This is a genomic window from Pseudomonas sp. LBUM1646 (assembly GCF_059716165.1).
The window spans coordinates 4,254,892-4,268,139 of sequence record NZ_CP166810.1 but is presented as its reverse complement, the minus strand read 5'-3'; the positions used below and the strand labels follow the sequence as shown (position 1 = coordinate 4,268,139).

The window sequence follows — 13,248 nt, the reverse complement described above, 5'->3', positions numbered from 1 at the left end:
GTGATTGCTTTTGGTCGTTTTCAGCTCGTCGTGATGGGCAGGAAGCGGCCAAGAGCGGACGTTGGAGCTAGCACAAACAAGTCAGCAAAGTAGCTCCCAATAGACTTCACAGTGGAGCCGCGCGACGGGTCCCTTTCGACGCGTGAAACATCTGACTAAAACCTCGCGGTCGCAGGCTTGCAGTCGCCGATAAAGGCAGCGAACTGTTGGCCATCGTCCAGTTCGTACATCAATCCGCCGCTCCCGGTAAGTCGATTCAAACTTACATGAAGCCTGACGACTTTCCGACCAAATTGCTCTTTGGTAGATACGATATACGGGAACGACGAGTACCACTCATTCGTGACAGCGAGGTCGCCAGTGATCTTACCTGTTAGTGGCGTCGTGACCGTTAGCGCTCGGCTCTGAGGATCAATCTCAATTGTCAGTTGTCCACGCGCTCCCTCGCTTCGACCAAACCCGTCTTGATGCGTCCATATCTCGCCTTCACACAAAAGGTACACGCTGGCACCTGGCTTTGTCTGCGCAGCGGCAGATAGGGCCCATACGCCGAAAATGGATGCAAAGATGATGGCTCGACAGTCCATGAGTCTCTCCACTGATGACCGAGGGGATTACAACGTTGCGCTTTGCCTGAATGCATCATTTAAGTCGATCTATGGCTGGGCACCGACTAGATGTTAGCAAGGGATACGGGGGGATTTGATTTCCCTGGCCGCAATCGTCTGCTTCGGGTCGAAAGACGCCACTCCCGGGCGGCTGCTTTTGGACGATATCAGCCCTTTGTGAACGTCTGCTTTCTGGTGTGCGAGTCGAAGTCTCCGGTTTAACATAAATAGCGTTGAAGTCCTCGTCAGTGTTTCTGATCAAGGCTTTTGCATAGAGAAAAGGGGGCGGATTTATTTTTGAATAAACAGAAAATTAATCTGTCCCCTTTTGTTGCTTTAGTTTAGGACGTCTACCTTTTCAATGACACAAGGTACGCTAGAAGGGAGATAAGCCTTGATAAGTTTTATCACTTGCACTTTTGTCTGCCGATTGAAAAAAACATACTGCCTTCCTATAGTCATGTAAATAGAGTTTTCTTTGGGGATGCTGTACTTTAGCTCGACCATTTCTCTATTGGTTGCTATCGTTGATCTCGTTAGTTCTGTCCAATGTAAAAAATAGTGGTGGTATTCGGTTTGCAAATTCTGGTAGTTCTTGGAATTGGCCATGGATAGATACATTATGCCCATTCCCCCAGGGCCTATTAGTGCACCAATTAAGAACGCTGGATCAATGGTCGCCAAGAAGATGAAAATGAGTGCCGTAATGCCGGAAAACCATTTTAAAAATTTTAGTGCCCACTTAGGGAAATCTTTCCATTCGCAATACTCTAATCCAGACTGACTGAAGCGATAAGCGTAGTTTATTCGCTGGTGAGTCATGCATGAAACTGTAAACAATATGAAAACGAAGAACAACACGCAGGATAGAGTCCTCCATGGTTGATCCATGCCCTCGTATACAGAGTACATTATGAATGCCCCCCCTAGTGTTAGCGTGGCCATAAATGCAAACATGCAATTCGCCACAAATGTGTTGTAATTTCGCGCTCGGATCGTCCATTCCAGAAGTTTTGGTTCATTTGCATACTTCCATTGGAGTTGCTGCGGCAGATCAGGTGCTTTGTCAAAATTGAACATTGTAGGGCTCATTGACTCATTCAGTTAGGGACCGCCAGCTTCAACAGCTGGGTGCTGTTCTGTCTCAACACAATACTGTCCTTTTCCTTTAGTTCGCCATTAAAGGCATTGTTGGCTCTGTCAGCTTCACTAGGAGCCCATTCGAGTGCCAATCGAAACATATAACCGCGGTTGTCATTGCGCTGAAGCACTCCGGGCGGATACTTAACTTCCAATTCTAGGATCGGACTGTCTGTTGACGTGTCAATCCACACTTGCCAAAGACGGTGCTGCTCTGTGCTCTTGTAAGTGAAGTCAGCTGGGCTGGTTTTACTTCCAGCACCGTCGGGCAACTGTCCCAGTTGCTTTGGGTCGACCCAGCTACCGTTGAGGAACTGCTCGTAAAAGCTGCTTCTTGTTGTTTGGAGTTCGTCGTCGGCAAAAAAGTACTTCCTCTCGATCATCGCTGGTTGCAGCATCACTTCTTTGCCCGCTAATCCATTAGGCACTTGAATTTGTACCCAGAAGCCCAGCCATTTTCTCGGCGTACTTCCGCCTCCGTAATACAAGGCCCTTCCTACGACGCTAGGTCGTTGCAGGGTCTCCAACAGAGCTTGCATCTGCTTTTGATGGCCCTCATCACCTAGCCATTCAGGTTCTGCTCCGCGACCCCAGCAGCAACGATAGAGCCACAAACGCAGTCCCTCACGCTTGTAACGATTGGCGGCCATTGTGATCATCAAATAGGCGATTCCGAGGACCGCCAAAATGATCGTAACCGGAGTGGACATCACCCACGCAAAACTTAACAAAGGACCTAGGGCTGCGCCTACTATTTGACCCGTAGCAACGAAAGACATCCCGAAGACCACGCCAAACTTTGTCCACAGCAGCACTTTCTCTTCCCCGCTGGTGGCGCCGCCAGCGTCTTGGGAAATCTGCCAAGCCTCAAGTCCGGTTGCAATAGCTCCCAATACTGCCCATGACACCGTGCGCCAAATTAGACCTTTCGAAACAGTCGCAAACTCGTTTGCCAGTGCTGCTTTGGCTGTATCTCCGTTTTCCGCAGCGTCTTTAGCTGCTGACAGCCAACTTTTATATGATGCTTGCGCTACGCTCCGAGTCTTTTGACCCAGTTCAGCAGACATCTGTCCTGCACGACTCCAAGCTGGTCCAACCCATAACGTTGCGATGGCATTGCCAGTGTATGCTGCGGCGGCACCCATATTGCGCCACTCATCTGCAGAAAACTTACCGTCGTTTTGCGCTTGTTTGGCAGTGTTATATAAGTTCCATGCGTTTAAACCAACTAATAAGGCGGGTAGGGCATTGCCTAGGTTCTGTCCCATCCAAGCTTTGGTCCGGGTCAAATACTCGTGCGTACCTGCAATTTTCAGTTGTGCCATCAACTCCGATTGTCCCAGGTCTGCGAGCCAACTGTTAATTTGGGGAATACTGGCATTCAGGCGCGTGCTGCCGGATGCTTTGGCGATGATCTGAATGGGGGCCTTCAAGAAAAGGTTTTTCAGTTGCTCTTCATTTGCTTGCAGAGAGATGCGAGCGGAGCGTTGATCATAAACGGCGCCGGAACGGAGCAAGACTTTTTTGTCGCCCGCTATTTTTTTCTCCACCGTCATGAGCTTCATCAGCCAGGCCTGATAGTCGCGCTGGTAGGTCGGGTTGAAGGTTAGTTGGGTGGCGCTGGAAATTTCGGTGGAGATCAACACCTGAGGTGCAGTGATGGCTAACGCCGCTTGTTGTTTCATCGCAGGCAAAAGGAGGCCGCTTAGCCCGTGCCAAGCGTCCTTTGCCTGGTTGTTGGCAACCTTGATCAGTGTCGTCATGGCTTGCTTGCCGGCACTGCTCATTGCCTTGTAGAGCTTGCTGTTCTTAACGACCTCTAGGTCGAAGACTGCTTTGATTTCACTGGAGCGGGTGGCGATGTTCGTAGAGTCACCGGCTGAGGTAGGAGTGAGAGCAGGTGAGTAGCCATCACCTTCACGTCCCTGGTCGTCGAGTTTGCCGGTAGTGCTGAAGTTGTGCGTCACCTTCTTGATCAGGGCTGCAACTTCCGGATTGAAGTTGAATAGCGCCATGCCAAATAACTTGCTTGGCTCCTTGGCTTGTTTACATAACCATTTTTGTCCGCTTTCGCCGTTGCCTAACGAGGTGTAAATAGCGTGTGCGGTTTCTAGAAGTTGGCTGGCTTGATCTTCATTGCAGGTGTCGTGATATATGGATTCGGCACTAGGGCTCAGTTGTTCAAGCCAAGTGACCAGATCTCCTTCACTGCGCTGGATGTGCCCCTGCAGCTTTAGTGCTTCCACGGTGGTCTGGCTTAGGTATTTTTGCACCTCATCAAAACGCACATCCTCACGCCAAAAGCGTTTGGAGTTCCATTCTTCAAGGGCGACTTGCCATTTCTCCTTGTCGGGCAGTTGGCCCCACTTTGCCTTAAATGGGGTTTCGGCGGCAGAAACTGTGGACGCAGCGCCCATCTCCACCATTCCAACTTGATCAGCAGACACCATGTCTTTTCCCCGTTCGACTTCATCATTGGTACTCAGAAGTGCGTACAGGTCATCGGTATAGGCTTGGCGTTTAACCGGGTCTTTGATTGAGGATGGAATAAAAGGATCAGCATCGAACCCGCATAAACTCTGCACGGCAAACGCACTTTGCAGTTTTTGTTGGTGCAGGGCTTCGAATTGGCTTTGCTCCATGAGCCGACCAATCAGGTTCATGTTCAGGTCATCGACGATCGCTAGTGGATCATCCAGAGCAACGAAGAGGGCCGTGTCCTGTGCAGGAACCTTGCCGCGTACCAGTGCTTCCTCAAAGGCAGGCTTGAATGGAGTGTCTCCTTCTGCTGCTTTGGTCGGCAGAAGGGTGCTGGTGAAAGTCGGGGCCTTCTCTCCTGAAACCAGAATATCCGCGACACTTTTACCAAGCTCTGTGATCGCATCACCATGTGCCACTTTCGCGGTAGCACAATACGTCGACATGTCGACTTTACGCATCCATTGGGATTGCTCGGTAGCGCCCTTGCGCATGAGTTCGCACATGCGCCAGGTCCACTGCACTGGTGAGTAGGCGATACGAAGTTGGCTCCGGCGAGGGTAGAGCAGGTAGGGGTGTGTTTCGCCGGGGTTATTACGTGTGTCTTGGTTCAGTTGACTATCAGTCCATTTGTGACGAATGAGCATCTCACCCTTCACTTGATACTCATGGAAGGTTTTGTCGACGCTGTTCCACACATACAGCCATCCATCACGCAGTTGACGCAGCGTATAGCTACGGCTTTTCAGAGGAGGCAAGGCGCCGCCTGACCAATTTATCGGAAGTGGATTCGGGCCTTTGTTGCTGCCTTTTTTGGGCGACTCGTCCAGGGCATACCGAACAGGGAAAACGGCTACTTCCCCTTGCATCAATGCGCACTGCCCCTTGGCCATCGATGTGTCCGGGTATTCCTGATTACGATTGGCCTGTTTCAGTTGGGCTTCAGTCGCTGGCTGAGTCATCACACTTCCTTGTTTATTTCGATGTTCAGACAATCGTTATCCATCTGCTGGATACGCAATTCTGGTGCGAGCTTGAGAGCGTCCGGAGTGTCCGCTAGCCAGTGCTGATAAGGCCCGTCAGGGCGCAGCGTAAACTCGTCGCCCCAACGCAGGCTGTATTCGACCCAGATGGCAAGACTACGTTCACTCGACAGCCCCCAGGCATCGGCTTCATCCAACCGTTTATCGAACCATTGGGTTCTGATGCGGCTGTCATGTTGTGCGAGGAACTGAGGGTGGCTCCGCTCGAAACTGCGATTTAGCCGCTCCGTAAAGCGCCAACGGGCAGCCTGGTCCAGGGCATTTAGCTGCACCTCTCCCAATTGATCATCAACCCTCTCAGGCACAGAGTTGGTGCGGACAAAACTCCGCCATCCGAATGGTTTGGATGATTCCCAGGAGTGTTGGCTTTCGGGCATATGCCATGCTTCTATTGGCCCTAAAATTGCGTCGAGGTGATCGCCCTTATAGCTATCTAACCAATAGCGCGCCACCAATGGATCAGCAAAACGCAGCAATCCGTTACCGCCAAGCACATCAGGCGGTGCAATGAAGCGCCGCAAATGATCCGCAACGAGTTGCATCGGAGCGCGACTGTACAGCAGGCTGGCATCTGCCTGTTGGATCGCGTTTTGGTAGGTCTCGTTGATCAGGTTGGATGAGCCTCGGAGCGATACCAATATCGGCCCCAAATCATGCAACTCCTTCCACCGCGTCCCAATGTACAGCGGCTCAATCTCCAGCGGCTCACCACGTTGGTACAGCTGGACAATTGCATCAGGTCGCAACACGCCGTCAATCAACAAAAAATTGGCTTGGGTAACATTGTTCACTTGGCGTTTTCCTTCGCGGCTCGCTCTTTGGCTGCACGCTCGCAGATTTCACAGCGTGGTGTTCCGCGCATCAACGCCTGCCGCTGCGCCGGCACCAACAACTCCCCAGCCTTATCCGCATCCGCCTGCTTCAACGGCCCCGGCAACAACGGCGCAGCCCCAGTCCCATTCCCCGGACTGCCACCCGAGTTCATGTTGATCACCGGCCCACTCAACGTTACGCCGCCGGCGTCGATCTTGATGAAGCTGCCCCCGCCAATCAGGGTCAACTCGCTGCCGGCTTCGAGCACGACTTTCATGCCGCTGCTCAGGTGAATCTCTTGCCCGGCCTCAATAAACTGCCCAGTCCCAATCTTGACGTGCTGGTTAACCCCCACCGTCAAATGATCATTCGCCTGCGCCTCCACCTTCCGGTCTGCATAAACCGTGTGGTGTTCTTCAGCCTTGAACTCCGTATAGCTGTTCTTCTCAACCGTATCGTGGCGTTCGTTGCCGACGCGGATCTTCTGGTCGTGCTCGACGTTTTCATCCCAGTCGCGCTGGGCGTGGAGGAAGATTTGTTCCTGGCCTTTTTTGTCTTCGATGCGCAGTTCGTTGTAGCCGCCGCCACCGGGGGAGCTGAGGGTTTTGAAGGTGCTGCGGGTTTTGTTCGCCGGCAGGTCGTACGGGACGACGTTTTCCTTGTGGTACAGGCAGCCGCTGATCAGGGGTTGGTCGGGGTCGCCCTCAAGGAAGGTCACCAGCACTTCCATGCCGATGCGCGGGATGGCGATGCCGCCGTAGTGGGCGCCGGCCCAGGCGGAGGAGACGCGTAGCCAGCAGCTGGTTTTGTCGTCGGCCTGGCCCTCGCGGTCCCAGTGGAATTGGACTTTGACGCGGCCGTATTGGTCGCAGTGGATTTCTTCACCTTTTGGCCCGGTGACGACGGCGCTCTGGCTGCCGAGGATTCGCGGTTTTGGGTGGTTCAGCGGTGGGCGATTCGGCACGTCCCACGGGGTGGCCTGGAAGCGGTTGCGATAGCCTTGGTGGAAGTCATCTTTCAACGCCGTGGTGTGGCTGGTGACCGACTCTTCCAGCACTTGCGGCTGTTTGCCTTCGTGGAGGATTTCGGTCAGCAGCCACAGGTCGTTCCACTTGGCTTTCGGGTGTTGGGTCAGGGCCAGGAAGTGGCCGCTGACCAGCAGCGGTTGATCGCTGCGGCCTTCGGCGAGCTGGAAGTCGCTGCGGTGACGTTCGAGGGCGCGTTTGGCCAGGTGCTTGCCGCGTTCGCGGTCGATGAAGCGGCCGGGGTAGTCGTAGTCTTCGAGGTCGGGCAGGGCGTCGCCGCGGTTTTCGCTTTCGAGGGTGAGGCGCGGTTTTTCGAAGTCGTAGTCGCGACGGGTGGTGCGGCTGGTGCGGGTTTCCAGGCGCAGGTCGAAGCGCTTGATCACCGGGTCGTTGGCGACCATGCCGGAGTCTTGCTGGTAGGCCACTGGTGCGAGTTTCGGGAATACCGTCTGGTCATCGCCGAACACCAGTTTGTGGGCCGTGGCGCTGTGCTGGAAGTGGTAGTGAATACCTTCTTCCTCGCACAGGCGCTGGATGAAGTGCAGGTCCGACTCATCGTATTGAACGCAGTAAATGCGCTCGGGATAAATCGCCCCGACTTTGAATTCGTAGGCGTTGCTTTGGATGCCGTGCTCTTCGAGGACCATGCCGACGATTTTCGGCACGGTGAGGTTCTGGAAGATGCGCTGGTTGATGCGGTGCGCCAGGTAGGACAGTTGCGGGCGCAGGGTCACCGCGTAGCGGGTCAGGCGTTTGCCGGAATCACCCTGGGCGGCGCGATAGATCTGGCCATGGATGCCGCTGCCGTCAGGCGAGAGCTGCAGAAAGGCCGGTTTGTGCAGGAGCGTTTCGAGGTCCAGGGACGGCTGTTCACTGACCAGCTCCACCTCAAACACAAAAGGCTGGCTGATGGCTTCCCGACCTTGCAGGGATAACACCTGAAAGTCGTTGGAAAGGCCTTCGATGGTCAGGGCAAAGTGGGTCTGATTGGCCGGCGCGAACATCCCTTGTTCCTCGTGCAGTGCTGCGGCGTAAACCAATACCCGATCAAAGGATCAGCAGACGCGAAATTCTGGAAAGGCGTAAACAACATCGACCAGCAGAGCTGGCCGATGCGTAAAGCGGTCAGCCGCGATTAAGCGACTGGTTGACGCCAGTCATCGGAACCCGAAGTACCGGATACTTCGTGGGTCCAGGTGATTTTACGGTAGGTGAACTGCACTTCTTCCAGGTGCGTGAAGTGGGAGTTCGACGGATCCTGGCAGTTGTGCATTTTGTTGTTGATGGCGACGATGATCGCGTCTTCCAGTTTGGTGGTGTAGTAGTGCTCTTGGGTCCCTTGGGCCGAAGTGCGGTACCACTGGATAACGATTTCGCTCATGCGCTCGCCGGAAGTCAGAGCAGCTTGCAGCAGTGGCGAAGCTTTGTCGTAGACCTTGGTGATCACAACTGGTTTGTGAACGCGCTGACCGGTTGGTTGGCCGGACTGCGGGTCACGCGGGATGATCACGTCGTGGCTGAACGCCTGAACCATGACCTGGTCTTCGTGACCTTCCTGGTAGGTGTTGCCAACGGAGTCAGCGGTGAATGCGCCAGCAGTGATCAGGCCTTGTTTTTCGCCAGTGACGGACATGTATGCAGGTGTTGCCATGGGATGCTCTCCTTGCTTGATAAATAGAGGTGCCCGGGAGGCGAAATCGCCCGGTGGGTGCATAACTGTTATCAAGGTCCGTGCCAGAAATTATGAGGGCTATATAAACCGGGGGGATGGCCGAGGTTTTTCAATCGCTTGGGTGAGTTTGGAGGGAAATCACCTCACAAAGTGCGCAAGAAGTTGCGCAGTACTGCGCAACTTCTTGCGCATCAAGGCCATGCGCCATCATTCAGAGGCTGGCGCCGATTTGCTCGACGAATTGAGCGAAGTCGGTAGCTGTTTTTACCGAGTAAGAGCGCAACTTTTTGCGCACAATGGCATTGCGATACCCAGTGCGCCTCCCGAAAAGTGCCAGTAGTTGTAAGCAGATGGTCGCCGATATTCGTTTCTTGCTGGAAATTTAACCACGCTCTAAAAAGAAGGGGCTGACCGTCCGCTTTTGGCCGAAAGCGGTTACCCAGCGGGGAAAAAATCAAGCTCGGCTTCGGCGAATACTTTCACCACGTCTACTTCCTAATGAGCGAAATTTCCGGGCAAGGTCTTCGGAAATTTCCTTCAAGTTGTGGCGGTTTTGGTGAACTGGTGCGCGGTGAGTTTGATCGGTAGGCTTTGGTGGTCGCTGCATTTTCAGTGACAGGGTGTAGGAACCCTTCCGACCATGAGAAACGCTTTGGCGTCGATACCTGATTTGCGGCCGGCTACGTGCGGCCGTAATATCAGCAGCGGCGGCTGTGCGCGGGCACGCTTCGGTGTGGTCGAGTTCTCTGGTCTCGATATTCCTACCCCGCGTATGGCTGCCACCCAAGCCTGTAGGAGGGCTGTTGGTAGCTTCATTTACTACCAGAGGCTAAAAGCATGAAAAATCTTCATCCTGATCCACCCTACGAAAAACCAACTCCCCATCCCGAAAGCCGCTTCATGGCGCTTACCAGCAACTGCGACGACATGCCCACCCTGTTCGTCGACACCCACGCGCCGCTCGATGTTTTGTATGACGCCGCCAATTACCGAATCCGCGCCGTAACCCAAGCGCTGGAAAACCTGTCCATGCGCGGCTCAATCGAATGTGAATCCTTCATCCTCAGCGACTTTGCCTTGCTGTGCGCCATTCCATTACGCGATGGGTGTGATGTGCTGGATGTACTTGGGCGGCGGTTGCGGGCAATGCCGTCGGAATAGCGTCTAGCGCTGTTTTTGTGGCGAGGGGGCTAGTCCCCTCGCCGCAGGACTAGACACTGATTTACCTGCTTTGCGAACCTATGGGGTGTTCCTGGTCATGACACGCACTCGGGTTCCAGATCCTTGCTTTGCACCGCTGCCGGTAATGCCCGCAGGCTGTCCGCCAGAAGTGCCTCGCTGCGGCTTGTCGTAGCTACCACGCTGTTGTTCGCAGCTGCTAGCGCCTGCTGCAAATATTGTTCACCCAGTTGCAGGTCTCCCTGCAAAAACGCCCGCAGCGCCGCACAGCGTGGACGCAGCCAAGGGTTAAACCAGTCAAGGTCGCTGTTCGCCCAGTCGTCCCACAGGTGCCTCGCGTCCTGTTCTAGATAAGCGCGGACGAAAGCGAACTCAACGCGCAACAGAGTGATCAGCGTGCCCATGCCCGTGAGTGACTGCGCATGTTCCTGCAACACCGCCTCCAGATTCTGCTCCAGCTGCGTCGCCGCCCGGAAATCGCCTTGGTCCAGCAAGGCGCCAAGGCGGTAGCCGATGGCAATCAAGGGTTGAGGCATGGCGCCTTGGGACAGCTGTGCAATGTCGGTTTCCGGCAGTTGCTCGCAGGCTACTCCTGCCACTGACATTGCCAGCAAGCGCACCTCGGCCAATTCGGCACGCTGGTCGTCGCGGTGCAGCCACCAGGCGATAAGGAGCATACCGTCGCTGTGCAGAATGCGGGAGGTTGGGACCAGATTAGCCAATGCCATGCTCAGGTTAAGCATGGCAAACGCCAGGAAGAATGCTGACATTAGCCCACCGGTGAGCCAGCCCAATCCCGCTGAGACCAGGCCCATTAGCAAGTTGGCCAAGGGCCCCATCACCACAAACCACAGCATCTGCTGGCGCAGCGGAAGCTGACAGTTTGTCGCCGCCATTACGTAACCGCCGAGTCGACGACCCTTGAGCTGTGGCGACCAGCGAATCTGCCAATTACGGCGTCGTACCTGAACCTCCACGGCGGCGACTCGCATCATCAACACCGGCATGTGATGCAACCTGGCGCCCAGGTAATGACCGCCTTCATGCACGACCAAGGCAACGACACCTAACCCCGACGCCAGGATCATCGACAAAAACGGTTGTAAGTCGAAGCGCAGGTGCAGCCCCAGAGTCACCCCTGCGCCTATCCAGCCCGCCAAGCCCATGAGCACCTGCAGAAGGCGCAATAGGCTATTGAGAATGACCTGCGTCTTGCTGATTTTCACTACAGCCTTCCTTGAGCTTGCAACCGGCGCAATAGCTCCGGATTTTCCAGGCGCTTGCCACAGTCATTATTTGGCCCGCGTGTAAAAGGTGTAAAAAGGGACTGATTTATTTCCCAATGGAAATCAGTCCCTGTCTTTCGTCGTGCGAATGAGATTTTCGCGCAATTTCACAATCGCCTTCTGCATTTGCACAAAATCGTCAGGATCAAGACCGGTTTGCGGGAAGCCGTCTTCGGAGAGGCCTTCACGCAGTTTTCGACCTTCTTTCGTAAGATTGATCCTCACCTGACGCTCATCTTCCGGGTCACGCTGGCGCAACAAATAGCCCATTGCTTCCAGCTTCTTCAGGATCGGTGTGAGGGTATTGGATTCGAGGAATAGCTTTTCGCCGAGGCTGCCAACGGTCTGGTTGTCTTCTTCCCACAGCGCCACCAGGGTGATGTATTGCGTGTAGGTGAGGCCGAGCCGTTCAAGCATCGGTTTGTAAGCCTTGCCAAAGGCGAGGTTTGAGGAATAGACCGCAAAACACAGGAATTCGGAAAGCTTCAGGTCCAATGCGGATGTCTTTTCAGTGGGTTTCATAAGCATTCTCTGTGGCTGAAGACGGATAGAGCGCATGGCTGGACTATACATCGCATGCGATGGTGTCGGAAGTGCTCACACCTTTGGCAATTGCTATCCAAGGCCATCAAATCTATGAACGTCGACAACCGGCTCGCCAAGGTTGCCCCTGGCGAGCTGACGGTGCGTTGCGTTATGCGGTGAGGACGTTGATAGCGACGTCAATATTGCCGCGTGTTGCTTTGGAGTACGGGCAGATTTGATCGGCGTTGTGAGCGAGTTCCGTCGCAACACCTTGATCCAGGCCCGGCACCCGCAGGGTCAGTCGAGCCTGGAGGAAGTAGGCTGGCCCGGTCTGGCCGAGATCCACCTCGATGTCGACGGCCGTGTCGGTCGGCAGTGTCACCTTCATCTGTTGGGCGGCCAGGCCCACCGCTGCGATGTAGCAGGCCGACCACGCCCCTGCGAACAATTGCTCGGCTTTCGGGTGCGGCTGCACGGCGATGAGTTCGTGTTCCGGTTTGGCGCTGCCGGGCGACGACAGTGTGATGTCGAGGCTGCCGTTATGGCCGCGCGACGTGTTGCCCGCACTGTTGTGGGTGGTGTGGGTTTTGCCGGTGACCAGTACTTTTTCGATCTTGCTCATGATGATTCCCTCAGGTTTACAGGTTTATGATTCGTGCGCGCTTGTATCGCTTGCGATGATTTCGATGCGTCCCGGCATCACGCCGTAATTACGTTCAGGACAACGTCGATATTGCCGCGTGTCGCTTTGGAGTACGGGCAGATGGAGTCGGCGATGTGCGCCAGTTCGGTCGCGACATCGTGTGCCAGCCCCGGCACGCGCAGGGTCAGTCGGGCCTGAAGGAAATAGGCCGGACCAGTCTGGCCCAGGTCAACTTCGATGTCGACGGCCAGATCCGCCGGCAATACGATGTTGCGTTCCTGGGCCACCAGCCCAACCGCGGCGGTGTAACAAGCCGACCATGCGCCGGCAAACAGTTGCTCGGCTTTCGGGTGTGGCTGGGTAGCGGCGAAGACGTGGGCCGGCTGAGTGGAACCTGGCGACGACAGCTCGATATCGAGGTTGCCGTTATGGCCGCGCAAGGTAGTGTCGGCACCGCTGAGGGTGGTGTGGGTTTTGCCGGTCGCCAGTACTTTTTCGATCTTGCTCATGGGTGATTCCTCAGGATTTAATAGTTGTGTGCGATAGCATCGCATGCGTTATTTATGGCGTTTAAAAAGGCAACGTTTATCAGTTGCCCGCTGCTGTGATCCAGTTGTTGCCGTTGTGGCCATGGGAAGCGTGATCGGTAGTGAAGGACATTGTGTAGCGGCTTCCGGTGTTCATGGCTGAATCTCCAAACGGCAAGTTGTGGGTTTGTTGTCGCGTTCGATTGAATCGTATGCGATTGATAAATATTCAATCAAAGCCCTGGTGATGTCAAAGATTATTTTGCGGCTAGACGACGAGCGGTAGGCTCGGCCTCAGCCTCTGGTTGC

General features: G+C 54.7%; 10 protein-coding genes. 1 reads left to right on the top strand and 9 read right to left on the bottom strand.

Annotated features, from left to right (window positions below; genetic code table 11):
* Positions 1-944 precede the first annotated feature (944 nt).
* The 5 genes from ACA071_RS19485 to ACA071_RS19465 all read right to left on the bottom strand — a co-directional run bounded on the left by ACA071_RS19485 (position 945) and on the right by ACA071_RS19465 (position 8,758).
* Entirely contained in the window at positions 945-1,688 is a 744-nt protein-coding gene (locus ACA071_RS19485) for a hypothetical protein (RefSeq protein WP_497640667.1), read from the bottom strand.
* A gap of 20 nt (positions 1,689-1,708) precedes the next feature.
* The gene (locus tag ACA071_RS19480; RefSeq protein WP_497640666.1) at positions 1,709-5,188 is read right to left on the bottom strand and encodes a T6SS effector BTH_I2691 family protein; all 3,480 of its coding nucleotides are present in this window, start codon (positions 5,186-5,188) and stop codon (positions 1,709-1,711) included.
* Entirely contained in the window at positions 5,188-6,060 is an 873-nt protein-coding gene (locus ACA071_RS19475; RefSeq protein WP_497640665.1) for a DUF4123 domain-containing protein, read from the bottom strand. Before ACA071_RS19475 ends, ACA071_RS19480 begins: the two co-directional genes overlap by 1 nt.
* Entirely contained in the window at positions 6,057-8,111 is a 2,055-nt protein-coding gene (locus ACA071_RS19470) for a type VI secretion system Vgr family protein (RefSeq protein WP_497640664.1), read from the bottom strand. The genes ACA071_RS19475 and ACA071_RS19470 overlap by 4 nt, the downstream gene beginning before the upstream one ends.
* Positions 8,112-8,242: 131 nt before the next feature.
* The gene (locus ACA071_RS19465; protein ID WP_054051032.1) at positions 8,243-8,758 is read right to left on the bottom strand and encodes an Hcp family type VI secretion system effector; all 516 of its coding nucleotides are present in this window, start codon (positions 8,756-8,758) and stop codon (positions 8,243-8,245) included.
* A gap of 858 nt (positions 8,759-9,616) precedes the next feature.
* On the opposite strand from ACA071_RS19465, the gene ACA071_RS19460 reads away from it, so the two are divergent.
* Entirely contained in the window at positions 9,617-9,940 is a 324-nt protein-coding gene (locus tag ACA071_RS19460; protein ID WP_497640663.1) for a hypothetical protein, read from the top strand.
* A 95-nt stretch (positions 9,941-10,035) separates the two neighbouring features.
* Here the strand turns inward: ACA071_RS19460 and ACA071_RS19455 are convergent, their stop codons facing one another.
* From ACA071_RS19455 to ACA071_RS19440, 4 genes are all read right to left on the bottom strand, one after another.
* A complete protein-coding gene (locus ACA071_RS19455; RefSeq protein ID WP_497640662.1) occupies positions 10,036-11,184 on the bottom strand; it encodes a M50 family metallopeptidase in 1,149 nt (382 codons plus the stop codon).
* A 123-nt stretch (positions 11,185-11,307) separates the two neighbouring features.
* Positions 11,308-11,766 carry a MarR family winged helix-turn-helix transcriptional regulator gene (locus tag ACA071_RS19450; RefSeq protein WP_497640661.1) on the bottom strand — a complete coding sequence of 153 codons (459 nt, stop codon included), beginning with the start codon at positions 11,764-11,766 and terminating at the stop codon, positions 11,308-11,310.
* Between the two features lie 172 nt (positions 11,767-11,938).
* A complete protein-coding gene (locus ACA071_RS19445) occupies positions 11,939-12,391 on the bottom strand; it encodes an Ohr family peroxiredoxin (RefSeq protein ID WP_497640660.1) in 453 nt (150 codons plus the stop codon).
* A 77-nt stretch (positions 12,392-12,468) separates the two neighbouring features.
* A complete protein-coding gene (locus ACA071_RS19440) occupies positions 12,469-12,921 on the bottom strand; it encodes an Ohr family peroxiredoxin (protein ID WP_497640659.1) in 453 nt (150 codons plus the stop codon).
* Positions 12,922-13,248 lie beyond the last annotated feature (327 nt).

Excerpts from the sequence above, each read along its gene's own strand:
- ACA071_RS19485 (WP_497640667.1), bottom strand. The coding sequence starts at position 1,688 with ATGTTCAATTTTGACAAAGCACCTGATCTGCCGCAGCAACTCCAATGG.
- ACA071_RS19480 (WP_497640666.1), bottom strand. The coding sequence starts at position 5,188 with ATGACTCAGCCAGCGACTGAAGCCCAACTGAAACAGGCCAATCGTAAT.
- ACA071_RS19470 (WP_497640664.1), bottom strand. The coding sequence starts at position 8,111 with ATGTTCGCGCCGGCCAATCAGACCCACTTTGCCCTGACCATCGAAGGC.
- ACA071_RS19465 (WP_054051032.1), bottom strand. The coding sequence starts at position 8,758 with ATGGCAACACCTGCATACATGTCCGTCACTGGCGAAAAACAAGGCCTG.
- ACA071_RS19460 (WP_497640663.1), top strand. The coding sequence starts at position 9,617 with ATGAAAAATCTTCATCCTGATCCACCCTACGAAAAACCAACTCCCCAT.
- ACA071_RS19450 (WP_497640661.1), bottom strand. The coding sequence starts at position 11,766 with ATGAAACCCACTGAAAAGACATCCGCATTGGACCTGAAGCTTTCCGAA.
- ACA071_RS19445 (WP_497640660.1), bottom strand. The coding sequence starts at position 12,391 with ATGAGCAAGATCGAAAAAGTACTGGTCACCGGCAAAACCCACACCACC.
- ACA071_RS19440 (WP_497640659.1), bottom strand. The coding sequence starts at position 12,921 with ATGAGCAAGATCGAAAAAGTACTGGCGACCGGCAAAACCCACACCACC.